Genomic DNA, 24329 nt, shown 5'->3' on the forward strand with positions numbered 1-24329 from the left:
GTGGAAAAGTGGTCTGCATGGCTCCTCGCAGCATCACCGCCGCCCGGCTCGCGCCACTGCTCGGCTCGGCCCTGTCCGTCACCCCCGCCTACCGCGGCCTCGCCGACGCGCTGCGGCTGCTGGTCGCCGACGGCCGACTGCCCGTGGGCACCCGCCTGCCCAGCGAGCGCGACCTCACGGGCGCGCTCGGGGTGAGCCGGACGACCGTCACCCGCGCGTATGCCGAGCTGCGCGACCGCGGCTACCTCACCTCCCGGCAGGGCTCGGGCAGCGTGGTCGCCCTGCCGGCCGACGCGGCCGGCCACCGGTCGGGCACCGCGTTGCGACCGGGCGACCCGCTCGATGCCGGTGTCATCGACCTCACCTGCGCCTCGATGAGCGCCCCGGCCGGGACCGTGACGGCCTACGAGCACGCGGTGGCCCAGCTCCCGGCCTACCTGTCGGGCACGGGCTACCACCCTCTCGGACTGGCCGAGCTGCGCCAGGCACTGGCAGACCGGTTCACCCAGCGAGGGCTCGCGACCACCCCGGACCAGATCATGGTCACCAGCGGCGCGCTCGCCGGCCTGGCCGTGACCGCACGGGCGCTGCTGTCCCCGGGCGACCGGGTGATGGTCGAGAGCCCGAGCTATCCGAATGCCATCGACACGCTGCGGCGCAGTGGCGCCCGCGCCGTCGGGCTGCCCGTGGGTCGCGGCGGTTGGGACATCGCCGCAGCCGAGGCGGCGCTGCGCCAGACAGCGCCGCGGGCTGCCTACCTCATCCCCGACTTCCACAACCCGACCGGGTTGCTGATGACTGACGAGCAACGGCACGCGCTCGGCTCGGCCCTCGGCGGCACCCACACGATCGCCGTCGTCGACGAGACGCTGGTCGACCTTGCCCACGACCCCGCCCTCTCCATGCCCCAGCCACTGGCCAGCCACCATCGCCAGACGGTGACCCTCGGTGGCGCGAGCAAGTCGTTCTGGGGCGGTCTGCGGGTCGGGTGGATCCGCGCCCCGCGCGACCTGATGCCGGCGCTGGTCAGTGCTCGGCTCACCCTGGACCTCGGTGCCCCAGTCCTCGAGCAGCTCGTGCTGACCGAGCTGCTTGCCCACCGTGATGACATCCTCACCGACCGCCGGGCCACGATCGTGCGCACCCGGGACGCGCTCATGGGGGCTCTGCGCCAGCGCCTGCCCGAGTGGGAGTTCCGCGAGCCCGAGGGCGGCCTGTGCCTGTGGGCCGAGCTGCCCGAGCCGCTCTCCACGCCGTTGTGCGCGGCAGCAGACCGACACGGCGTCATCCTCGCCCCCGGCTCGCAGTTCGCGCCCGAAGGCGGGCTCGAGCGGTTCCTGCGCCTGCCGTTCACCGGACACGAGCCCGAGGTGGTCGCCGAGGCCGTCGACCGGATCGCCCTGGCCTGGCAGGACACCAGCGCCGCCCGGTCCACCACCCGACGCGGACCTCTGGTGGCCTGAGGTTCAGAGCGCAGGGTCGACCACCCCGGTGCGGCACGTGGACGCGGCGGTCAAGGCCTCGGTCGAGCAGCATCCGGCCGCGGTGAGGGCCCTCGCACTGCTGCGGAACCGGGTCGCCGCGCCCGCTAGGGTCGGGGCGTGACCGCAGCCGACACCTCGTCCTTCGACCCGCTGACCGACCTGCTCGACACGCTCGACCTCGAGGAGCTCGGTACCGCGCGCATCACGGTGGAAGGCGTTGGCGACCGCGCCGACTTCGGCGAGTCGGGCGCGACCGTGTTCCTCGGTCGCAGCCAGAAGATGCCCCACGGCCGCGTCTTCGGTGGGCAGGTGCTGGCGCAGTGCATCATGGCCGCCGGCCGCACGATGAGCGACGTCGATGACGGCGACGGCCCCCGTCGGATCCACTCGTTGCACGGCTACTTCATGCGTCCGGGCGATGACACGAAGCCGATCCGGTTCGCCGTCGAGCGGATGCGCGACGGCAACTCCTTCTCGACGCGCCGGGTGCACGCCATCCAGGACGGCCTGCCGATCCTGTCGATGATCACGTCGTTCCAAGAGGCCAGCGGCGGCCTCGACCACCAGGACCCCATGCCGCAGGTCCCCGGTCCTGACGACCTGCCGTCCATGAGCGACCTGTTCGGTGGGATCGACCACCCCGGGGCCCGGCACCTGCTCAAGCGTCCGGTGGAGCACCGACACGTCGACGGCAACCTCTTCGTCGCACCGGGACCCGACCTGGTGTCCCACCAGAGTGTGTGGCTCAAGGCCGTCGGCACCCTGCCGGACGACCCGTTGGTGCACGCGGCCGTCCTCGCCTACGCCTCCGACTACACCTTGCTCGAGGCGGTCTTGCGTCGCCACGGGCTGACCTGGACCGACCGACGGCTGCGGCCCGCGAGCCTCGACCATGCGATGTGGTTCCACCACCGCCCCGTGCGGGCCGACGAGTGGCTGCTCTATACGCAGGAGTCGCCCTCCGCGTCCGGCGGTCGCGGCCTGGGCATCGGGCGGATCTTCTCCGCCGACGGCACGCTCGTCGCGACGGTTGCCCAAGAGGGCATGGTGCGAGTCAAGGAGGGCTAAGCACGGGCATGCGGCCGGCCCCGCCGGGGTCGGCGGGGTGTGGGGCGCGGTCACGCTGGTTCCTGCGCGGCGCGCCGCGCGAGCAGCTGGTCGTAGGAGCCGCGGGTCAGGTCCCACTCCACCCGCTCACCCTCCGGACCGGTCACGACCCGCCCGGCGAGGCGTCGCTGGTGGACGATGGTGTGGTGCCGCTCGCACACCAGGGCGGCGTTGGACAGGTCCGAGGTGCCGAAGTCGGCCCAGTGCACCAGGTGATGACCGTCCGTCCACGCCGGTGGGGCTCCGCACCCGGGGTACGTGCACCCGCCGTCCCGCAGCCACAGCCGTCTGGTCTGCGCCGGGGTGAAGAACCGGACCGTGCGGCCCAGGTCGAGCACCTCACCCCTTGACCCCAGCACGACCGGGACCACGGAGGCGTCGCASGCGAGCCGGCGSACCGTCTCGGGCGCGAGGTGGGTGCCGGTGTCGAGCCCGCCCAACGTCGTRCCGGCCCCGGTGGCGTCGCGCAGGGACGCCCAGTCCATCGTCACCAGCAGCGTSGTCTTGGCGTTCTTGCCCACCGCGTCGTCCGCGCCCACCGCCCGGCGCACCAGCGCGATGAGGGCGTCACCGCGCCGCCGGTCGCTGCTGCGCAGGTCCCGTTCGCCGTCCACCGGGCGGGGTGCCGAGAGGGGTCCGAGGGCCGCCTCCAGGACCGCCTTGCCCTCGGTGTCGAGGGTCAGGTGGTAGTCGTAGATGCCGGTCGGGCAGTCCTGCGGCTGGGACAGGGACACAAACGCCTTGGCGGCGTCCTGCTCGCGCTGCAGCACGTCCTGGCGGCCGTGTCGGGCCAGCAGCGCCGGCCGCACCAGTCGGCAGCCGCGGGGCCCGTGCTCGACGGCTATGGCGATCAGCCCCGCCAGCACGTGCGGCTCGGCCCCGTCGGTCAGCAGCGGGCGCAGCTTGTCGGCCTCGACCACGACCGCGGCCGCGGACCGCACCGGCAACACCCCCGCCCGCACCGCCTCGGCCACCGGCGCATTGACCGGCTTGCCGAACGCCGCCGCCAGCTCCACCACCTGCCGCGCCCCGCCGGCCCGGGTCGACGGCGCATGACACCGCACCCACTGGGCCGGGGTCAACGCCTCCGACCCACCGGACGTCTCCCCCCGGCCCATCGCCACAGCCGTCACCATCACCCGCGCCAGATCACACGCGCCACCCAACGCGTCCACCTCCGTGAGCAGCCCGGACAACCCCTGCGGGCCACCGCCGGAGGGGACCTGCCACAGCAGCTGCCCGAGCGCGCCCAGCGACTCACGGGCGGCGCTGATCCGCTCGCGGTGCTGCTCCAGCGTGAGTTCCCCCTGCATGACAACCACCGTAGAACCCGCCACCGACAGCCCCCCAACCCCAAGGACGACGCGAGTCCCGTTGCAGCGCAACGGAATCACGCGGCATACCAAGCCCGAACAGGCAAGGGGCTGACGCCCACCTGTGAACAGCCAACCGGCCAACGACCGCCCCTGTGGACAGACGGCGAATGACGACGACCCGCCATACCCCTCGAAAGCCAGGCCACCGAACAGGCGCCGAAGGCGTCCGGCGTCAGCCCATCCCGCGATCGGCATCGATGCGGACGATGGCGACGCTCTGCGGTGGCAGGTGCAGGCCGCGGTTCTGGATGCGGGTCTGCCCCGGCTCCCACGCCAGCACCACCTCGAGCGGGGACGCGTCGAGGGGCACCGTCCACCGCGAGCCGTCGAAGTTGCACACGGTACGCAGGTCGCCTCGACGCATGACCAGCCAGCTGGCGGCTTCGTCGAAGTCCACCTCGACCAGGTCGAGACGACCATCGGTGAGCTGGAACTCGTTGCGCCGCAAGGCGATCAGGTCGTGGTACCAGCGGAGCATCCGTGCGTGGTGCGGCTTGCGCGGCTCGGCCCAGTCGATCCGCGAACGCAGGAACGTCGCCTCGTCCTGCGGGTCGGGCACGTCGTCCCAGGCCAGTCCGTGGGTGGCGAACTCACGACGACGACCCTCGGTGACGGCCGCCCGCATCTCGGGGTCGTCGAAGTCGGTGAAGAACTGGAACGGCGTCGTCGCGCCCCACTCCTCACCCATGAACACCATCGGCGTGAAGGCGGAGGTCAGGTAGAGCGCGGCCCCGATGGCCTGCTCCCCCGGCTCGAGCAGCGCGCTGATCCGCTCGCCTCTGGCCCGGTTGCCGACCTGGTCGTGCGTCTGCAGGTAGCCCAGGAAGCGGCGCCCGTCCGTGGCCTTGCGGTCGACCGGGGCACCCCAGTCGGACTCGCGGAAGCTGGACCACGTGCCGTCGTGCAGGAACGCCCGGGTCAGGGTCTTGGCGAGGACCGCCAACGGACCGCCGTCGGGCAGGGCGCGGTTGCGTCCCGCAAAGTCGGCGTAGTACCCCTGCTGCTCGCCGGTCAACGTCACGTGCAGGGCGTGGTGGAGGTCGTCGTCCCACTGCGCGTCCATGCCACGGCCTCCCTTGCTGGTCGGGGTGACCATGCTGGGGTCGTTCAGGTCGCTCTCGGCAAGGAGCTCCAGCGGCCGGCCGAGGCGGACCGACAGGGCCGCAACCTCGGTGGCGAGCTCGGCCAGCAGGTGCCGGTCAGAGTCGTCGTGCAGCTCGTGGACGGCATCGAGGCGCAGCGCGTCGACGTGGAAGTCGCCGAACCAGCGCAGGGCGTTGTCGATGACCCACCGGCGGACGTGGAAGCTGCCGTCCCCATCGAGGTTGATCCCCGGACCCCAGGGCGTCGGGTGCCGGTCGGAGAAGTACGGCCCGAACCGGGACAGGTAGTTGCCGACGGGTCCGAGGTGGTTGTAGACCACATCGAGGCACACCGCCAGGCCCCGGGCGTGACACGCATCGACGAACCGCTGCAATGCCACCGGACCGCCGTACTGGTCGTCCACCGCCCACGGACCGACGCCGTCGTAGCCCCAGTTCCACCGTCCCGGCCAGGAGGCGACGGGCATCAGCTCGACGACGTCGACGCCGAGCCCGACCAGGTGGTCGAGCCGTCCCTGGGCCGCGTCGAGCGTGCCCTCGGGCGTGAAGGTGCCCACGTGCAGCTCGTAGACGACACCGCCGAGGACGCCCTCGCCCAGCTGCGCTCCGGCCCACGTGGCATCGCGCCAGGGGTACAGCCGGTGGTCGAACCAGCGGCTCTCGCCGTGCACGCCATACGGTTGCCACGCGGAGCGGGGGTCCGGGGTGACGTCACCCCCGTCGAGGCGGAAGCCATAGTCCAAGGACGGGTATGCCGCCGTGCCCGACTCCCCGTCGAGCTCGGGTTCGGCCGGTGGTGCCTGCCAGCGCCACCAGCCGTCGCCCTTGGGCTCCATGTCGTCACGCTCCGCACTGGCGTCTGCCAGGGACCACTCGACCTCGACGCGGGTAGCGTCGGGCGCCCAGACGGTGAGCTCCGGTCCGGCATGCAGTTGTGGTTGGTGCGTGGTCATCGCGGGCAAGACTGTCATGTCCGCGCGAGCACTGCGACCGGCAGCACACCCAACAGCGCTCCGAGGCCGACCCGGCCGTCGGCGGACTCGACCTCGCGACCGGTGAGCAGGTCGCGCCAGGTCCCCTCGGGCACGGCGACCGTGTGCTCACCCCAGCCACCCGCGGACGCCAGCGACTCGCTGAGGCGGGTCACGACGGCGATGACCTCGGGCCTGTCGGCGTCGCCCCGCGCCACGGCGACGGCGTGTGCGCTCGAGGCTGGCACCGCGGCATACGTCGCGTCGGGGCCGGTGAACCACTCGGGGTGCTCGCGGCGCAGCCGAAGCACCCGCGAGGTGACCAGGAGCTTCTCGTCGTCGAGGTCTCGGGCGGGCTCGCCGGAGTCGAGGCGCGCGAGCCGCTCGAGTCGGGGTGCGTAGTCCACGGGCCGCCGGTTGTCCGGGTCGACGAGCGACAGGTCGACCAGCTCGGTGCCCTGGTAGACGTCGGGCACCCCAGGCAGCACGAGCTGGAGCAGCTTCTGGCCGAGGGTGTTGACGCGAGCCGCCGCAGCCGCCCGGTCGACCCAGGCATCGAGGTGCGCAGCCAGGGCGGGGTCGGTCGTGAGCGCGGAGACGACCCGGGCGACGGCGGTCTCGTACGCCTCGTCGGGGTCGGTCCAGGTCGTGCGGTCCTTCGCCTCGCGAGTCGCCTTGGTGGCGTACGCCTGGAGGCGGTCCTCGGTGATCGGCCAGGCCCCGACCGCGGTCTGCAGCAGGAGGTACTCCGTGCGGGCGTCCACCAGCTCGCCGCGGTGGTCGGCCAGCAGCTCGCGCGCCGTCGCCACCCAGGCGGCCCACTCGACCGGCAGCTCGGAGATCACCGACAGGCGGGCCCGGACGTCCTCGGACCGCTTGGTGTCGTGGGTCGAGAGCGTCGTCATGGTCGTGGGCCAGTGCGCGAGCTGTCGCTCGGCGAAGGCGTGCAGCTCGGCGGGGTCGAGCCCGAGGTGGCCGGGGTCGCCGCCCACCTCGTTGAGCCCCGTGAGTCGGGCGTAACGGTAGAACGCGGTGTCCTCGATGCCCTTGGCCATCACGGGACCGCAGGTCTGCTGGAAACGCACCATGAACTCGCGGTGGGCGGCCTCGGCGTCGTCGTCGAGCTCGTCGAGAGGCGTTCCCTCGGCCAGGAGGGCGACGATCCCGATCGCGTCCTGGTCGGCATCGTCGGCGGCCGCGGCGGCCCGCGCCTCCGCGTGAGCGAGCACCTGGAGCTGGGCGTGATCGGCGTCCTGCCCCGGCGACAGGTAGGCGCGGTAGCGGTCCATGGCGACGAGCAGCGCCCCGAGGCCGCGGCGCAGAGCGGCTTGGTCCTCGTCGGGCACGATCCGTGCGAGCAGGCGCATCAGCCGGTTGACCTCGGCGATCTGCACCTGCGCGACGACCTGCTCCTTGGCGGCCTGCACCATCGCAACAAGGTCCTGGTGCTCACCCACGAGCTCGGTCAGCAGGTCGGTGAGGGGCTGCTCTGCGGCCGGGTCCACGAAGACCTGCTGCACGCGCAGCAGGGTGTCGTAGCCCGTGCTCCCGGCGCACCGCCAGTCCTCGGGGAGCTGCTCCTGGCCCTCGAGGACCTTCTCGGCGACGACCCAGGCGTCGCCCGTGGCGTCCGCGAGCCGCGCGAGGTAGCCGGCGGGGTCGGCAAGGCCGTCGGGGTGGTCGATGCGGAACCCGTCGATCGTGCCGGCGCGGAACTCCTCGAGCAGGAGCCGATGGGTGTGGTCGAAGACGTCGGGCTCCTCGACGCGCACAGCGGCCAGCGTCGTCACGTCGAAGAACCGGCGGTAGTTGAGCCGGGTGGTCCCCTGACGCCAGTCGCACAGGCGGTAGGACTGGGCCTCGACGAGCTCCGGGATCGGCAGCCCCTCCGTCCCGGGACGCACGGGGAACACGTGGTCGTAGTAGTGGAGCACCGGCTCGTCACCGTGAGGTCCCCCGTCGGCCGCCAGGGACAGCTCCTGCGCGGCCACCACGTCCTCGAGCGGTTGTCCGAGCACCGGCAGCAGGACACGGCCGTCTTCCGCGTCCCAGTCGACGTCGAACCAGTGCGCGTGGTCCGAGTCCGGCCCGAAGCGCAGCAGCGACCACCACGGGTGGTTGAGCGACGCCGGGGTCGGCGTGGTCATGTGGTTGGGCACGACGTCCACGACCGTGCCCAAGCCGGCCCCACGCAGGGCCGTGGCCAAGGCGTCGAACCCGGCCGCTCCCCCGGCCTCCTCGTTGAGGAACTCGTGGCTCACGACGTCGTACCCGTGCGCCGAACCGGGGCCGGGCTGCAGGACCGGCGACAGGTAGGCGTGCGAAACCCCAAGCGCCGCAAGGTAGTCCGCTTGCGCCCCGGCATCCTCGAAGGTGAACGCCGGCTGGATCTGGAGTCGGTAGGTCGAGGTCGGCACCACCCGACCCGTTCCCGGACGATGCGGCACTGGACCGTTCGGCATACCTGTCTCCTCCCTCTGGCTCATCGTCGTGCGGCTGCGGCTCCTGCGGGCGATCCGGCGGGAAGGGGCCGCGGGCAGCGCAGCACCACGACGCTCCGCCCCTGCGCCTTGACCTTGGAGTCGGGCTTGTACTCCTTGGCCTCGACCTCCTGGGCGGACGTGTCGATCTCGGTGACCCACCGGTCGCCGTACTCCTTGTTGGGCAGGACGAACGGCATCACCTCGTGGTGGCCGTTGAAGATGACCAGGAAGTGGTCGTCGAGCGTCTGCTGGCCCCTGGTGTCCGGCTCCGGGATGGCCTGCCCGTTGAGGAAGACCATCATCGAGCGGGCATAGCCGTTGGCCCAGGACTCCTCGTCCATGTGGTTGCCACCCGGCTCGAACCACGCGATGTCGCCGACGGCGCTCTCGCCACCGTGGTCGGCAGAGCCGGCGAAGAACCGGCGGCGCCGGAACACGGGGTGGTCACGCCGCAGCTCGACGAGCCGCTGCGTGAAGGAGATGAGGTCGAGCTGGTCCTGGTCGAGGTCCCAGTCGATCCACGAGATCTCGTTGTCCTGGCAGTAGCCGTTGTTGTTGCCGCCCTGGGTGCGCCCGAGCTCGTCGCCGTGCAGGATCATCGGGACACCCTGCGAGACCAGGAGGGTGGCCAGCATGTTGCGCTGCTGTCGGTGACGCAGGGCATTGACCTTGGGGTCATTGGTCGGACCCTCGACGCCACAGTTCCACGAGCGGTTGTGGCTCTCGCCGTCGTTGCCGCCCTCGCCGTTGGCGTCGTTGTGCTTCTCGTTGTAGGACACCAGGTCGCGCAACGTGAAGCCGTCGTGCGCTGTGACGAAGTTGATCGACGCGATCGGCTTGCGGCCGCTGTGCTCGTAGAGGTCGCTCGACCCGGTGAGGCGGGAGGCGAACTCGCCCAGGGTCGCGCTCTCGCCACGCCAGAAGTCGCGGACGGTGTCGCGGTACTTGCCGTTCCACTCGGTCCACAACGGCGGGAAGTTGCCGACCTGGTAGCCGCCGTCGCCGACGTCCCAGGGCTCGGCGATGAGCTTGACCTGGCTGACCACCGGGTCCTGCTGGACGAGGTCGAAGAACGCCGACAGCTTGTCGACCTCGTGGAACTGGCGGGCCAGCGTCGCCGCGAGGTCGAACCGGAACCCGTCGACGTGCATCTCGGTCACCCAGTAGCGCAGCGAGTCCATGATCAGCTGGAGCACGTGCGGGTGCCGCATCAGCAGGCTGTTGCCGGTGCCCGTGGTGTCGTAGTAGTGCGCCTTGTCCTCGTCGACCAGCCGGTAGTAGGCCGCGTTGTCGATGCCGCGGAAGCAGATGGTGGGGCCGAGCTGGTTGCCCTCGGCGGTGTGGTTGTAGACCACGTCGAGGATGACCTCGATGCCGGCCTCGTGCAGCGCCTTGACCATGCCCTTGAACTCGGACACCTGCTCCCCGCGCGTGCCGTATGCCGCGTAGCCGTTGTGTGGCGCGAGGAACCCGATCGTGTTGTAGCCCCAGTAGTTCGACAGACCCTTGTCGCGCAGGGTGAAGTCGTTGACGAACTGGTGCACCGGCATCAGCTCGATGGCCGTGATGCCGAGCTTCTTGAGGTGGTCGATGATCACCGGATGCGCGATGCCGGCATAGGTGCCGCGGATGTCCTCGGGGATGTCGGGGTGGGTCTCGGTGAGTCCCTTGACGTGGGCTTCGTAGATGACCGTGTTGTGGTACTCGTGCCGCGGCAACCGGTCCTGGCCCCAGTCGAAGAAGGGGTTGATGACGACCGAGAGCATCGTGTGGCCGAGGCTGTCCTCGACGTTCGCCTTCTCGGGGTCCTCGCTGGGTGCGTCGAAGTCGTAGGAGAACAGCGACTGGTCGCCGTCGGGCTGCCCGTCGATCGCCTTGGCGTAGGGGTCGAGCAGCAGCTTGTGGGGGTTGCACCGGTGGCCCTCGGCGGGGTTGTAGGGCCCGTGCACGCGGTAGCCGTAGCGCTGACCGGGCTGCACGCCGGGCAGGTAGGCGTGCCACACGAACCCGTCGACCTCGGGGAGCTCGACGCGCGTCTCGGCACCTGCGTCGTCGATGAGGCAGAGCTCGACCTTCTGGGCCACCTCGGAGAAGAGCGCGAAGTTCACCCCAGTGCCGTCATAGGTGGCGCCGAGGGGGTAGGACTTGCCGGGCCAGATTTCCATACATCGCCTTCGTCGTGAGAGCAGCCCTGGTTTCCGGGGCCGTGTGAAGAAGGACGTCGACGGCCTCCAGCTGACCCATTGTGCACGACACGGCGGCCTTTCACCGCCACGCCCACCGCACGGGGTAAGCAAGCGCTTAGTACACTCACCGCCATACCTCATGCGGTGAGGCCCCACTGCGCACCCCGGTGGGACCCACCACCGCGCACGCCATGGGACCGCACCGGCCCACGAGCTGACCCGACCAAGGAGTCCCGATGTCCAGCACCAGCACCCAGCGCGTCGCCATCGTCACCGGAGCCGCCCGCGGGATCGGCGCGGCCACAGCCGTGCGGCTCGCCAAGGACGGGCACGCCGTCGCGGTGCTCGACCTCGACGAGGCGTCCTGCGCGGGCACGGTCGCGGCGATCACGTCCGCCGGCGGTCGGGCCATCGCGGTGGGCGTCGACGTCAGCAAGGCCGACCAGGTCGAGGCGGCCGTGCAGCGGGTCGCCGACGAGCTGGGGGCTCCGACGATCCTCGTCAACAACGCCGGCATCATCCGCGACAACCTCATCTTCAAGATGACCGAGGACGACTGGGACGCCGTGATGGGCGTGCACCTGCGGGGTTCGTTCCTCATGACCCGCGCCGTCCAGGCGTACATGTCCCAGGAGAAGTACGGCCGCATCGTCAACCTGTCCTCCTCGTCGGCCCAGGGCAACCGCGGCCAGGCCAACTACTCGGCCGCGAAGGCTGGGCTGCAGGGCTTCACCAAGACCCTCGCGATCGAGCTCGGCCGCTTCGGCGTCACCGCCAACGCCGTGGCACCCGGGTTCATCCAGACCGACATGACCGCGGCCACGGCCGAGCGCATCGGCGTGCCCTTCGAGGACTTCATCAAGCACTCGGCCTCGCAGATCCCCGTCCAGCGGGTCGGCCAGCCCGAGGACATCGCGGCCACCATCTCGTTCCTCTGCTCGGAGGAGGCCGGCTTCGTGTCCGGTCAGGTCATCTACGTGGCCGGCGGCCCGCTCGACTGAGACCGGCACCGGCGAGTTCCTCGACGTCTTCCAGCCGCGACACCTCTTGACACAGCCCACGGCCAGGTTCATAGTTTCCCTATCGGTTAATAAACCGATTGGTTAACAAGCGAACGGCAGACCGCATGGAGCATGACCCGCTCAGCACCACCTTCGCCGCCCTGGCCGACCCCACGCGACGTGCGATCCTCGAGCGCCTCGCCGACGGCGACGCCACGGTGACCGAGCTGGCCGAGCCGTTCGCCATGTCCCTGCCGGCCATCTCCAAGCACCTGGCGGTGCTCGAACGAGCCGGGATGGTCGCCAAGAGCCGCGACGGGCAGCGCAAGTACTGCCGCATCACGGCGACGCCACTGAAGAACGCCAACGCCTGGCTGGACGAGTACCGCCGCCACTGGGAGGCCAACCTCGACCAGCTCGACGCCTACCTCACGAGGATCCAGGCACCGGGCCCACGGACACCGGGCCTACGGACACCGAGCCCACGGACACCGAGCGGCCCACCGAGCAGGGGCCCAGGCACACAGGAGAAGAAGTCATGAGCACAGCCACGCACCGCGCCACCGTCACCACCGAGGGTGCGGACATCGTCATCACCCGCGAGTTCAGCGCCCCGGCCGACCTGGTCTACGACGCCATGACCACGCCCGAGCACGTCCGCCAGTGGTGGGGCGCCGGTCACGGCACCATGACCACCTGCGAGATCGACCTGCGGGTCGGCGGGCTCTGGCACTTCGCACAGGTCACCGGCGACGGCCACGAGGTCTCGTTCTCCGGCGAGTACCTCGAGCTGGACCGGCCGCACCGGATGGTCCACACCGAGAAGTTCGACAACATGCCGCAGAGCGAGCCCTCGACCATCGTGACGACCCTGACCGAGGAGGGCGGCGTGACGACGTTGCGGGCCGTCTGCACGTACGACTCCCCCGAGACCGTCGACCTCGTCGTCGGATCCGGGATGGAGCGCGGGCTCCAGTCGTCGTACGACGCCATCGACGAGCTGCTGGCCCGCCTGCAGGCTGCCTGAGCCGCGAGGCCGGGCGGACACTCGACGCACCGCAGCGCCTGGGCGCCTGCGGGTCAGGCGCCCAGGACGACGACCCGACCGGTGCTCTCTCCCGCGGCGACGCGGGTGAGGGCGGCCGGCGCGTCCTCGAACGAGACCTCTTGCGAGACAACGGGTTCGATGCGGCGCTCCGCAGCAAGGTCGAGCAGCCGTGCATGGGCGTCCAGAGCCACAGAAGGGTTCTTCTGCAGGTACAGCCCCCAGTGCAGGCCGACGAGTGAGTAGTTCTTGACCAGCGCGTGCCCGAGCGGCGGCGCCGGGATGACGCCACTGGTGAACCCCACCACGACGATCCGGCCCTCGAACGCCACCACCTTGGTCGAGGCGTCGAAGGAGGGACCACCCACGGGGTCGAACACCACGTCAGCACCTCCGCGACCGAGCGCGTCCTTGAGGTTCGCGACGAGGTCACCGGACGTGCGGTCGACCACCACATCGGCCCCCGCCGCCCGGGCGACCTCCGCCTTGGCGGAGCCGCCCACAACCCCGACCACCCGGGCGCCGAGGGCCTTGCCGAGCTGGACCGCTGCGGTGCCCACCCCACCGGCTGCCGCGTGGACGAGCAAGGTCTCCCCTGCCTGCATGGCCGCCCGCCGGACCAACCCGACGTATGCCGTCTGGTAGCCGATCGTGAGGCAGCTCGCCTGCGCGTCCGTCCAGCCGGGCGGCGCGGCGAAGGCGCCGCCCACCGGCATGAGGCACTGTTCGGCGAGCCCACCCGCCGGGACCGCTGTGGTGCCGACGACGCGGTCACCGACACGGTGCCCGGCGCCGTTCGGACCGTCGCCCAGCTCGAGGACCTCGCCACACACCTCGATGCCCGGCGTGAACGGGGGTTCCGGGCGGACCTGGTAGTGGCCCCGGATCATCAGGGCGTCGGGGAAGTTCAGCGCCGTCGCCAGCACGCGGACCCGCATCAGGCCAGATGAGACCTCGGGTGGGGAGGTTTCGACGAGGGACATGACCTCGGCGGGCTCACCGAGGGCCGTGACCTGCCACGCCTTCACTCAGTCGACCCCCATCGTGACCGGCGGCAGCGCCGCGGCCATCTTGCGCATCCCCGCGAGCCAGCGGTCAGGCTCGGCCGCCCGGTTGGCGTACATCTGGGCCACCTCGGGGTGTGGCAGCACGAGGAAGCGCCCCTCGTCCATTGCCGCCAACAGGTCCTTGGCGACCTGGTCGGGCTCGACCGCCGACGGCTCCATGAGCGCGCGGCCTGCGGCGCCCGAGCTCCACAGCATGTCGGTCCGGACCCCCTGAGGGCACACCGCGTGAACACGGATTCCCTTGGCGCCGTAGGTCATCGACAGCCACTCGGCGAACGCGACGGCGGCGTGCTTGGTCACGGCATAGGGGGCCGCGCCGGGGATCGAGAGCAGGCCGGCGGCAGAGGCGGTGGTCACGAAGGTGCCACCACCGCGCTCGAGCCACTCGGGGACGAGAAGCCTCGCGGCGCGGACGTGGGCCATGACGTTGACGTTCCACGACACCTCCCACGCCTTCTCGTCGACCGCCTCGGTGCCCCCGCGGGCGACACCGGCGTTGGCGCAGAACACGTCCACCTGTCCGAGCTCGGCACGCGCCGCCTCAACCAGCGCGGTGACTCCGGACTCGCTGCATGCGTCGCCCGGGATCGCCACCGCACCGAGGGCTGCAGCCGTCGCGGTGGCGGTCTCAGGGTCGAGGTCGTTGACCACGACCCGCGCCCCACGGGAGACGAAGGCCTTGGCGAAGGCCGCGCCGATCCCCCGGCCGGCGCCCGTGACCACGACGCCCTGCCCGGTGAGGTCGAGGCTCACAGCCCGCCACCCAGCGTGACGCCTCCGTCGACGACCAGGGTCTGACCGGTGATCCAGTCCGCGTCGCGGGACAGCAGGAACGAAACCGCGCCGGCGATGTCCTCGGGGACGCCGAGTCGCTTCATGGGGTACCTCGAGGCAACCTTCTCCTCGCGCCCCTCGTAGAGCGCTCCTGCGAACTGGGTCTTGACGATGGCCGGAGCGACCGCGTTGACCCGCACCGCGGGTCCGAGCTGGTAACCCAGCTCCACGGTGAGGTGGATCAGGGCCGCCTTGCTCACGGCATACCAGCCGATGACCCCGGTGGCACCCAGGCCGGCGATGGACGCGACGTTCACGACGGCGCCGGGCGTGCCGTCACGGCCCAGCCCTGCCGCCACGGCCTTGCTGGTCCACGAGAACGCGGCGACGACGTTGGTGTCGAGGATCTTGCGGACCGCCTCGGTCGGCGTCTCCAGCATCGGTCCGTAGGACGGGTTGATCCCCGTGTTGTTGACCAGGTAGTCGAGCCCGCCGAAGGTCTCGCGGGCGGCGGCGATCACCTCGTCCTGGTGTGCCTCGTCGGCGGCGTTGCCGGCGACGCCCAAGGCGTGCTCAGGTCCGCCGAGGTGCTCGACGGCCTCGGCGAGGGCCTCGGGCTTGCGGGCGGTGATGACCACCCGTGCGCCTTCCGCCACGAGTCGCTCGGCGATCCCGAGCCCGATGCCCCGCGAGGCGCCGGTGATGATGGCGACGGCGCCCTCGTGCTTGCCGGTGGCTCCCATGTGGTCAGCCGGCTCAGAGACCGAGGTCGCGGCCGATGAGTTCCTTCATGATCTCGTTGGAGCCGGCCCAGATCTTCGAGACGCGGGCGTCGCGCCAGGCGCGGGCCACGCGGTACTCGTTCATGAAGCCGTAGCCGCCGTAGAGCTGGACGCACTCGTCGAGGACGTCGTTCTGCACCTGGGCCGAGAACCACTTGGCCTTGGCGGCGTCGACCGGCGTCAGGGTGCCCTCGGCGTGGGCCGCGACGCAGTCGTCGACGTAGGCCTGGGTGACCTCGAGGCGGGTCTGCAGCTCGGCGATCTTGAACTTGTTGTGCTGGAAGGAGCCGATGGCCTGGCCGAAGGCCTTGCGCTCCTTGGTGTAGTCGATCGTCTCGCGCAGGATCTGGAAGGCGTGGGCGGTGTTGGCGACGGCGGCACCGACCCGCTCCTGCGGGAGGCGCTGCATCATCGCGACGAAGCCCAGCCCCTCGTCGCCGAGGCGGTTGGCGTCGGGCACGATGACGTTGTCGAAGAACAGCTCGGCGGTGTCGGACTCCTCCTGACCCACCTTGTCGAGCTTGCGCCCGCGGCTGAAGCCCTCCATGCCGGCCTCGACCATGAACAAGGTGATGCCCTTGGCGCCCTTGGACGGGTCGGTCCGCGCCGCGACGATCACCAGGTCGGCCTGGTAGCCGTTGGTGATGAAGGTCTTGGAGCCGTTGAGCACCCAGTGGTCGCCGTCCCTGACCGCCGTGGTCTTGAGGGCGGCGAGGTCGGAGCCCCCGGACGGCTCGGTCATGGCGATGGCGCAGATGAGGTCGCCGTTGGCCATGCCCGGCAGCCAGCGCTCCTTCTGCTCCTGCGTCCCGAGGTCGACGATGTAGGGCGGGCACACGTCGGAGTGGATGCCGAAGCAGCTCGAGACCGCGAAGTTGAACCCAGCGACGACCTCGGCCGCGATCGCGTTGAAGCGGTAGTCGTCCGCACCGGCGCCGCCGAACTCCTCGGGGATGTCGAGCCCGAACAGGCCCTGCTTGCCGGCTTCCTTCCAGATGTCGCGGTCGATCGACTTGACCTCGAGCATCTGCTCGGCACGGGGCTTCAGGGTCCGCTCCACGAACTCCTGGACGGAGCTGCGGAAGGACTCGTGGTCGGGGCCGTACAGGTTCCGGGGCATGGGCTCTCCTTGGCGACACGTTCTGGGGGTGCGACTGCGGTGACTAAGCGCTTGCTTAGTCTGCGATGGCTGCGGCATGCTGTCAACCATGTCCAGCCCCGCCCGCTCCGTGGATTCCGGCACCGACGCGCCGCACCGCCTGCTCGAGGCGGCCGCGGACGCGTTCGCCGACCGCGGCTTCCACGCGACCACCACGAGGGACATCGCCTCCCGGGCCGGCCTGTCACCTGCTGGCGTCTACGTGCACTTCGCCTCCAAGGAGGAGCTGCTCTTCCAGCTGAGCCGCGAGGGGCACGAGGTCGCCAGGGACATGCTCCGGGCCGCCGGGGCCACGGCCGACTCCCCCACCGAATCCCTGCGCGCCATCATGGGCACCTTCGCCCGGTGGCACGCCGAGCACTTCCGGGTGGCCCGCATCGTGCAGTACGAGTTCGGCAACCTGACGCCCGAGCACCGCGACGCGGTCCTGGCGCTGCGCAAGGAGATCGACGCCGTCGTGCGCGAGGTCGTCGCCGACGGCATGGCCTCCGGCGAGTTCGAGGTCGCCGACGTGGCGGACACCACGCTCGCCCTCATGTCGATGGCCGTGGACGTGGCGCGCTGGTACGACCCCGAGATCAAGCGCACCCCCGAGGCGATCGGTGAGGCCTACGCCGAGCTCGGCCTGCGCCTGGTCACCGCCCGCTGAACCGCCGCACACCGGGCCCGGCTGGCTGAGGCGGCACGGTGTCGGCATCGCGGTCCGCCCCGCCCACCGCTGCGAGTGGCGCGTCGAGGGTGCCGAACACCGCGACCACGTCCTGCCATCGAGCCGCGGTGAGGGGTTCGATGCGCAGGACGTCGGTCATCGTGCGGGTGGGACTCAGTCGCGGGTCAGCTTGCGGTAGGTGACGCGGTGCGGGCGAGCCGCATCGGCGCCGAGCCGCTCGATCTTGTTGGCCTCGTACGACTCGAAGTTGCCCTCGAACCAGTACCACTTGGCGGGGTTCTCGTCGTCGCCCTCGTAGGCCAGGATGTGCGTCGCCACCCGGTCGAGGAACCAGCGGTCGTGGCTGATGACCACGGCGCAGCCGGGGAACTCGAGCAGGGCGTTCTCGAGGGAGCCCAGCGTCTCGACGTCGAGGTCGTTGGTGGGCTCGTCGAGGAGCAGCAGGTTGCCGCCCTCCTTGAGCGTAAGCGCGAGGTTGAGGCGGTTGCGCTCGCCACCGGACAGCACGCCGGTCTTCTTCTGCTGGTCGGGACCCTTGAAGCCGAACTGCGACACGTAGGCGCGCGAGGGGATCTCGACCTGGCCGACGTTGATGTAGTCGTGGCCACCCGACACGGTCTCCCAGAGGTTCTTGGCCGGGTCGAGGCCGCCACGGCTCTGGTCGACGTAGGAGATCTTGACCGTCTCGCCGACCTTGACGACGCCAGTGTCGGGCTCCTCGAGGCCGACGATGGTCTTGAACAGGGTGGTCTTGCCGACGCCGTTGGGGCCGATGACCCCGACGATGCCGTTGCGCGGCAACGTGAACGACAGGTTGTCGATGAGCACGCGGTCGCCGAAGCCCTTGCGCAGGTCCTTGACCTCGATGACCGTGGAGCCGAGCCGCGGGCCCGGCGGGATCGCGATCTCGTCGAAGTCGAGCTTGCGGGTGCGGTCGGCCTCGGCGGCCATCTCCTCGTAGCGGGCCAGACGGGCCTTGGACTTCACCTGACGGGCCTTGGCGTTGGAGCGGACCCACTCGAGCTCTTCCTTGAGCCGCTTGGAGAGCTTGGCGTCCTTCTTGCCCTGCACCTGCAGTCGGGCCTGCTTCTTCTCGAGGTAGGTCGAGTAGTTGCCTTCGTAGGGGTAGGCGCGGCCGCGGTCGAGCTCGAGGATCCACTCCGCCACGTTGTCCATGAAGTAGCGGTCGTGGGTGACCGCCACGACGGCGCCGTGGTAGGCGGCGAGGTGCTGCTCGAGCCACAGGACGGACTCGGCGTCGAGGTGGTTGGTGGGCTCGTCGAGCAGGAGCAGGTCGGGCTTCTGCAGTAGGAGCTTGCACAACGCCACGCGACGCCGCTCACCACCGGAGAGGACGGTCACGTCGGCGTCCGGGGGCGGGCAGCGCAGGGCGTCCATCGCCTGCTCGAGCTGGGAGTCGAGGTCCCAGGCGTCAGCGGCGTCGATGGCCTCCTGGAGCTTGCCCATCTCCTCCATGAGGGCGTCGAAGTCGGCGTCCGGCTCGGCCATCTCGGCGGAGATCGCGTTGTAGCGGTCGACCTTGGCCTTGATCTCGCCGGCGCCCTCCTCGACGTTGCCGAGGACCGTCTTGTCCTCGTTGAGCTCCGGCTCCTGCATGAGGATGCCCACGGAGTAGCCCGGGGTGAGCCGCGCCTCGCCGTTGGAGGGCTGGTCCAGGCCGGCCATGATCTTCAGGACCGAGGACTTGCCCGCCCCGTTGGGGCCGACCACGCCGATCTTGGCGCCGGGGTAGAAGGAGAGGGTGACGTCATCGAGGATGACCTTGTCGCCGTGGGCCTTGCGGGCCTTCGACATGACGTAGATGAACTCGGGCATGGGGGCAAGGCTAACGGCCGCAACCCCCACGCCCGAATCCGCGTCAGGCGCCCCGCCGGGCTCAGCTCGCCGTGCTCAGCTCGCCGTGCTCAGCTCGCCGTGCTCAGCTCGGGCGTGGCCTCAGCCCCCGGCACGACGTACTCGTCGGTCTCGCCGTCCTCCTCGGCCGGGTAGCCCTCGAACTGGGCGTTGACGGACTGGATCTCGGGGTCGGCCATCCGGTCGGTCTGGTCCACCTGCGCTCGCGAGACCTTGACCAGCTCGGTCGTGCCCCAGGTGAGGTCGTGGCCCACGGTGTAGGCGTCGACCTCGACGGACGTTCGTGGGTGGTCGTCGCTGCCCATCCACTGGTTCACGCGCATCCGGCCGAACACCACCACCGGATCGCCCTTCTTGAGGGAGTTGCCGACGTTCGCCCCGAGGGTGCGGAAGGCGGTGACGTTGAAGAAGCTGGTCGGCCCGTCCTCGTACTCCTTGGTCTGGGGGTTGGGTCGCCGGACCGTCGAGGCGATCCGGAACGAGGTGAAGGGCACCCCGCCCCTCGTGGTCCGTGACTCCGGGGCGGCCACCAGCCGCCCCTGGATGGTCGTGTAGATCTCGTTCACTGCGCTCATCACTCCTGACTGTCCTCGTTGGCTGTGTTCCCGTAGCGGGCCGACCCACAATCGGTCGGCTCACGGCGGGTTGGAACCAGCGTGGGCGCAGCACCCCGTCACCACGAGCGGGGCGCAGTCATCTGTGGACGGCGAGGTCGACACGGACCCCTTGTGGACAGCCGGGAGGATCGAGAGGGCGGGTCAGTCTGCGGCGAAGCCCAGGGCCGCGCGGGTGCGCTGGTGCCGGTCCAGGACCTCGCGGACCGGGGCGAGGATCCGCTCCTGCGCCACGGTGCCCACGGCGTCCAGGAGTCGCCGCCGGATGCGCTGGCCACGCCGTCGCGCCCCGACCCTGGCCAGGGTGCGGGCGAATGCCGCCAACCCCAGCCCGAGGAGCAGACCGCCCACGAACATCAGCGACGGGTAGGGCAACGGGCCGAGGCTCGGGGTCTGCATGTCGGGCAGCTGCAGCCACCCCATGACCACCAGGACGGCAAGCCACAGCAGACCGGCCACCGCCACGAGCGCAAGCAGCAGCTGTGCGATCCCGAACGCCTTCCACCACAACGGTGCCCGCATCTTGAGCGAGGTGCCCACGACGGCCTGGTCGAGGGCGTCGCCGAGCTCCGGACCGGGCGGCGTGGCGGCGTCCGCCACCGCGTCGGCCCAGCGCGGCGGCAGGCCCTCGGCGGCGAGGTCACCGATCCTGCGGGTGGCGAGATCGACCCCTGCGCGGGCCGCCGGCGTGGGCGGCGGCAACGACGACCGCCCCAGCACGCTGCGGACGTCGGAGGCGGTCACCGCGAGCTTCTCCTCGACAGCATCCTTGGCGTTGAGGCGCAGCCGCTTCATGGGGTCCGGTCGCAGCCCCCGCACCCACCGGGTGAAGGGCCAGCCGGTCCTGCCCCACGCCTGGTTGCGGTAGTCGCGCTCGACGGCGGCGACCACGGTCGGGATGCCTGCGGCACGTCCGAGGGCGTCGAGCAGCTCGGCGTCGACATCCTCGGACAGGGTGGTCTCGGACGGGGACACCCCGGACCGCAGGCGCGCCGCGCTGGCCTTGATGTCAGCCGCCAGGCGGTGCCGCGCGGCGTTCTCACTGGCGACGGCCGCGGCAAGCCGCAACCGCAGGTCGCCGACCCCGGCAGAGGTCTTGGCCGAGGTGGTGACGACCTGGATCGACCCGATGCCGTCGGCCTTCGCGAGCCGAACGAGGTCGTCACGCACCCGCTTGGACTGCTCCTCGGACAGGCGGTCGGACTGGTTGAGGACGACGACGGTCACGGCTTCGTGCGTCGACAACGCGCGCAGGTAGTCGTCGTGCAGCCGCGCGTCGGCGTACTTCTGCGGGTCGGTCACCCAGACGAACACGTCCACGAGGGACAGCACGCGCTCGGCCTCCTCGCGGTGTGCGGTCACGCGGGAGTCGAAGTCGGGCAGGTCGAGCAGCACCAGGCCGTCGAGGGTCCCCACCCCGGCGGAGGCCGACTCGGCGTCGACGTGGTGGCGCTGCGACACCGACAGCCAGTCGAGCAGCTCGGAGGCGTCCCTCGAACCCCACACCGCCGCCACCGGGCGCGAGGTCGTCGGGCGGCGGGCCCCCACCGTCGCGACGGCCGAGCCGACGAGGGCGTTGAACAGGCTGGACTTGCCGGACCCGGTGGCGCCAGCGAGGGCGACGACGGTGTGCCCGCCGGTCTTGGACGTGCGCTCGCCGACCTTGGCGACGATCGACCTCGCCTCGTCCGCCCGAGCCGGGTCCAGCTGGTCACCGCCGAACTCGAGGGCCTGCTCCAGCGAGCGCGTGCGGAACGAGAGCTCCTCGCCGCTGAGCGCCTTGACCTGCCTGCTGCCCATCTTCACCGGGCTCATCGAACCGCCTTCACCGCTGCAGCCGCAGACTGCAGGCGGGTCGCCTGGTCTGCCTTGATGTCCACGCCCGCAAGGGCGGAGTCGTACCTGGCCTGCTCCTCGGCATACAGCTGCTCCACCATCTCGAGCAGGCGCCTGCGGGCCTTGGTCGCCATCTCACGCACGGCCTGGTCGCCGAAGATCGCCTCGAGGACCTTCTGGGCGAGGACCGCGGTGCCGCCGGCGATGCCGACCTCGGCACCGATGAGTCCGCCGGTGTGCGCGAAGGCCACCAGCATGAGGATCACGCCGATGCCGTTGAGGCCGTATGCCGCGATCCGCGCCGTCGTGCGCCGGTCCTTGCCCTCGCTGCGGACCATTTGGAGGAGCTCGCCCTGCCAGTCGCGGACGAGCCGCTCGATGCGCGGGACGAGGTCGCTGGCGGGCTTCGACAGGTCCGGGCGGGAGGCGAGCACGGGGTCGCCGCCGGGCAGCTGGCGCCACTGACGGGCCACCGTCGCGGAGGCTCCGCGGGCCTGGGCGGTGATGAGGGCAGCGACACCCGACTGGAGGGCCTCGCCGAGGTCGCCGGACGGCGGCGCGGTGCCCTTCAGGGCTGCCGTGATGCGGTCGCGAACCTTCGAGATCGTCGACTCCACCTGCTTGAAGAACTCACCGGTGCCGACGTACTCCTGCCAGCGGGCGAGCACCTCACCGCGCAGCAGGGTGCCGTCGGTCATGCCCTGCTCGACGTGGTGCAGCGCCTCGGCATACGCCTTGTCGGGCACCGCGTGCAGGGCCGCGCCGGCATCGACCTGGGCCCGGGTCGCCGCCACCAACGACGCCGCCCGGGCGTCGAGCGAGGCCAGGGCACCCTCGAGGGTCTGGTGGACGATCACGGTGCGGGCACGGGCGTCGCTCGCCAGGGCGGTCAGCCAGGACTTGAGGCGGGCCACGTCAGCCTCGGGCAGCCGGCCCGCCGCCGTGAGCTGGGCCTCCGGGATGCCGAAGATGGGGGCGGTCGACAGGCCCTGCTCGCGCAGCATCGAGGCGAGGTGGCTGCGGATGTCCGCCATCGCCTCGGGCGGGACGCGGTCGAGCACGATCGCGATGGCCGCGCCCCGCTCCGACGCCTGGCGCAGCAGGTCCCAGGGCACCGCGTCGGCATACCGCGCGGCGGTCGTCACGAAGAGCCACAGGTCGGCCGCTGCGAGCAGCTGTCCGGCCAAGGCGCGGTTGGCACTCACGACGGAGTCGATGTCGGGCGCGTCGAGCAGGGCCATGCCCGCCGGCAACGACCGGGACTCGACCAGCCGCAGCGCCTCGCCACCGTCACTCGCGGTCACGGTGCCGGTCACCCTCGCCAGGCTGGGCAGGATCCGGTCGTCGGAGAACCAGCGTCGGTCCTCGGGATGGTGCACGAGCACCGGCGTGGTCGTCGTGGGCCGCAGCACCCCCGACCGGCTGACCTCGGAGTCCACGATGGAGTTGACGAGGGTGGACTTGCCAGCGCCCGTGGAGCCGCCGATGACCGCCAGCAGCGGCGCGTCGAGGGACTTCAGGCGCGGGATGACGTAGTCGTCGAGCTGCTTGAGCAAGGCGTCACGGGAGGCCCGGCCCGCCGCGGCCTCGGGGATCTCGAGGGGCAGCTCGCTGCCCGCCACCTCGTCGCGGAGGGTCGTCACAGCTCCGAGCATGGAAACGGAGTCGACCCCTGAAGTCACCTCGCAAGCCTAGCCAAAAGGACGCTTCCGACATCGCGCGACAGACCCGTGGCGCGCCGCGATCCGAGCCATTTCGCGGCCGATTTGGCTGGGACGGCCCCTGGCAGGCGGGGTTGGGCTCAGAAATGCCGGAAGTAGCCGTCGTAGCCGCTGCTCGTGGCGCCGTCGTCGCGACCGGAGTCCCGAGGGGTGAGGCGCTCGACGGGCTCGATCTGCTCCACGCCGTCCAGCAGCAGGACGTCCTCGCGGTCCGCCTGGCGGCGCTGTCGGGGCGTGGGCGCCGAACGGCGCGGGACTCGCCCCCGGGCCGCCCCCACGGCGCGGTCCCGGGGCCCGGCCCCTGGTCCCRCGAGCTCGTCCTCGCGCTCGTCCTCGCGCTCGTCCTCGCGCTCGTCCTCGCGCTCGTCGTCGATGGAGTCATCGAGCGCGTCGAGGTCCTCCGCGAGGTCGTCCTCGACGTCGCGCTCGTCTGCCGACTCGAGGTCGCTGGGCAGGCGCATCCACCACAGCCCGCTCGCCGCCAGGCACAGCGCGCCGGCAACTGGCCACGCGGCCCCAGCAACCAGCTGCAGCAGCATGCTGGGCCGGTAGCTGTCGTCCGGCGGGATCGTCTGGGGCTCACCCTGCGACGCGAAGGGGTCCTGGCCGAACAGCGCCAGCACGTGGAACGCGATCGTCACGACGGCCATGGCCATGGCGACGCCCCACAGGGCCAGCAGCTCCCAGCGCAACAGCCTCCCGTTGGTCACCGGTGCCCGCAGGAGCGCCCCCACGCCGAGGGCCACCACGGCTGCGACCGCCACGAGCGCGAAGAACGTCGAGCGCAGGTCGTTGAAGAAGACCACGGAGGTGACGCGGCTCATGAACGGGATCTCGGGGTTGCTCGTGGGGTTGGCGCCGAAGGGGTCGAAGTCGGCAGTGGACGCCCAGGCCGACCAGAGCTGGATGCCGACCGTGACCAGCATCGCGAGCGCCGCGACCTCGACGAGCCGCACCGTCACGAACCACTGCCGCGGCGTCGTCATCTCTCCCCATGACGGCATTCGCACCTTCATCCCCGGCCCATCCCCTTCCTCGCTGCCGTGTCCCTGCCTCGGACCCTGCCCGTCACTCA

The 24329-nt window shown here is 71.0% G+C and carries 20 protein-coding genes; 6 read left to right on the top strand and 14 right to left on the bottom strand.

Features of this window, described 5'->3' with window-relative positions; genetic code table 11:
- The first annotated feature begins 17 nt into the window (after window positions 1-17).
- Window positions 18-1463 carry a MocR-like transcription factor YczR gene (gene yczR / locus AC1DV7_RS05000; protein WP_477595197.1) on the top strand — a complete coding sequence of 482 codons (1446 nt, stop codon included), beginning with the start codon at window positions 18-20 and terminating at the stop codon, window positions 1461-1463.
- Between the two features lie 138 nt (window positions 1464-1601).
- Window positions 1602-2552 (top strand): acyl-CoA thioesterase, encoded by a 951-nt coding sequence (locus tag AC1DV7_RS05005; protein WP_477595199.1) that lies wholly within the window; start codon window positions 1602-1604, stop codon window positions 2550-2552.
- Between the two features lie 50 nt (window positions 2553-2602).
- On the opposite strand, the gene AC1DV7_RS05010 is transcribed toward AC1DV7_RS05005, so the two are convergent.
- From AC1DV7_RS05010 to glgX, 4 genes are all read right to left on the bottom strand, one after another.
- Complete coding sequence (locus AC1DV7_RS05010; protein ID WP_477595201.1) at window positions 2603-3904, bottom strand: HNH endonuclease signature motif containing protein; 1302 nt, start codon at window positions 3902-3904, stop codon at window positions 2603-2605.
- A gap of 235 nt (window positions 3905-4139) precedes the next feature.
- Complete coding sequence (gene treZ / locus AC1DV7_RS05015; protein WP_477595203.1) at window positions 4140-6023, bottom strand: malto-oligosyltrehalose trehalohydrolase; 1884 nt, start codon at window positions 6021-6023, stop codon at window positions 4140-4142.
- 14 nt (window positions 6024-6037) lie between these two features.
- Entirely contained in the window at window positions 6038-8458 is a 2421-nt protein-coding gene (treY, locus tag AC1DV7_RS05020) for a malto-oligosyltrehalose synthase (protein WP_477595205.1), read from the bottom strand.
- 65 nt (window positions 8459-8523) lie between these two features.
- A complete protein-coding gene (gene glgX, locus AC1DV7_RS05025; protein ID WP_477595207.1) occupies window positions 8524-10689 on the bottom strand; it encodes a glycogen debranching protein GlgX in 2166 nt (721 codons plus the stop codon).
- Between the two features lie 257 nt (window positions 10690-10946).
- Here glgX and fabG point away from each other — a divergent pair, with 257 nt between their 5' ends.
- The 3 genes from fabG (at window position 10947) to AC1DV7_RS05040 (ending at window position 12738) form a co-directional block, all read left to right on the top strand.
- On the top strand, window positions 10947-11711 hold the full coding sequence (fabG, locus tag AC1DV7_RS05030) for a 3-oxoacyl-ACP reductase FabG (RefSeq protein WP_477595209.1): 765 nt from the start codon (window positions 10947-10949) through the stop codon (window positions 11709-11711).
- A gap of 125 nt (window positions 11712-11836) precedes the next feature.
- Window positions 11837-12253, top strand: a complete 417-nt coding sequence (locus tag AC1DV7_RS05035) for an ArsR/SmtB family transcription factor (protein WP_477595211.1) — start codon at window positions 11837-11839, stop codon at window positions 12251-12253.
- Window positions 12250-12738 (top strand): SRPBCC family protein, encoded by a 489-nt coding sequence (locus tag AC1DV7_RS05040; protein ID WP_477595213.1) that lies wholly within the window; start codon window positions 12250-12252, stop codon window positions 12736-12738. The genes AC1DV7_RS05035 and AC1DV7_RS05040 overlap by 4 nt, the downstream gene beginning before the upstream one ends.
- 53 nt (window positions 12739-12791) lie before the next feature.
- On the opposite strand, the gene AC1DV7_RS05045 is transcribed toward AC1DV7_RS05040, so the two are convergent.
- From AC1DV7_RS05045 to AC1DV7_RS05060, 4 genes are read right to left on the bottom strand one after another with little or no spacing between them, the layout of a single operon-like run.
- Window positions 12792-13784 (bottom strand): NADPH:quinone oxidoreductase family protein, encoded by a 993-nt coding sequence (locus tag AC1DV7_RS05045; RefSeq protein WP_477595214.1) that lies wholly within the window; start codon window positions 13782-13784, stop codon window positions 12792-12794.
- Entirely contained in the window at window positions 13785-14576 is a 792-nt protein-coding gene (locus AC1DV7_RS05050) for an SDR family NAD(P)-dependent oxidoreductase (RefSeq protein ID WP_477595216.1), read from the bottom strand. It abuts the gene before it with no gap.
- A complete protein-coding gene (locus AC1DV7_RS05055; protein WP_477595218.1) occupies window positions 14573-15340 on the bottom strand; it encodes an SDR family oxidoreductase in 768 nt (255 codons plus the stop codon). Before AC1DV7_RS05055 ends, AC1DV7_RS05050 begins: the two co-directional genes overlap by 4 nt.
- A 13-nt stretch (window positions 15341-15353) precedes the next feature.
- Entirely contained in the window at window positions 15354-16499 is a 1146-nt protein-coding gene (locus AC1DV7_RS05060) for an acyl-CoA dehydrogenase family protein (protein ID WP_477595220.1), read from the bottom strand.
- 88 nt (window positions 16500-16587) lie between these two features.
- Here AC1DV7_RS05060 and AC1DV7_RS05065 point away from each other — a divergent pair, with 88 nt between their 5' ends.
- Complete coding sequence (locus AC1DV7_RS05065; RefSeq protein WP_477595222.1) at window positions 16588-17187, top strand: TetR/AcrR family transcriptional regulator; 600 nt, start codon at window positions 16588-16590, stop codon at window positions 17185-17187.
- On the opposite strand, the gene AC1DV7_RS05070 is transcribed toward AC1DV7_RS05065, so the two are convergent.
- The 6 genes from AC1DV7_RS05070 to AC1DV7_RS05095 form a co-directional block, all read right to left on the bottom strand.
- The gene (locus tag AC1DV7_RS05070) at window positions 17174-17347 is read right to left on the bottom strand and encodes a hypothetical protein (RefSeq protein ID WP_477595224.1); all 174 of its coding nucleotides are present in this window, start codon (window positions 17345-17347) and stop codon (window positions 17174-17176) included. The two genes, AC1DV7_RS05065 and AC1DV7_RS05070, sit on opposite strands and share 14 nt — an antisense overlap.
- Window positions 17348-17361: 14 nt before the next feature.
- Window positions 17362-19044 carry an energy-dependent translational throttle protein EttA gene (gene ettA / locus AC1DV7_RS05075; protein WP_477595226.1) on the bottom strand — a complete coding sequence of 561 codons (1683 nt, stop codon included), beginning with the start codon at window positions 19042-19044 and terminating at the stop codon, window positions 17362-17364.
- A gap of 89 nt (window positions 19045-19133) precedes the next feature.
- The gene (locus AC1DV7_RS05080) at window positions 19134-19658 is read right to left on the bottom strand and encodes a single-stranded DNA-binding protein (RefSeq protein ID WP_477595228.1); all 525 of its coding nucleotides are present in this window, start codon (window positions 19656-19658) and stop codon (window positions 19134-19136) included.
- Window positions 19659-19841: 183 nt separating this feature from the next.
- Window positions 19842-21512 carry a GTPase gene (locus tag AC1DV7_RS05085; protein ID WP_477595230.1) on the bottom strand — a complete coding sequence of 557 codons (1671 nt, stop codon included), beginning with the start codon at window positions 21510-21512 and terminating at the stop codon, window positions 19842-19844.
- On the bottom strand, window positions 21509-23176 hold the full coding sequence (locus AC1DV7_RS05090) for a GTPase family protein (RefSeq protein ID WP_477595232.1): 1668 nt from the start codon (window positions 23174-23176) through the stop codon (window positions 21509-21511). Before AC1DV7_RS05090 ends, AC1DV7_RS05085 begins: the two co-directional genes overlap by 4 nt.
- Before the next feature lie 158 nt (window positions 23177-23334).
- On the bottom strand, window positions 23335-24258 hold the full coding sequence (locus AC1DV7_RS05095) for a hypothetical protein (protein ID WP_477595234.1): 924 nt from the start codon (window positions 24256-24258) through the stop codon (window positions 23335-23337).
- Window positions 24259-24329: the final 71 nt, after the last annotated feature.

The sequence above is a fragment of the Pedococcus sp. P2_E4 genome, from assembly GCF_056403935.1.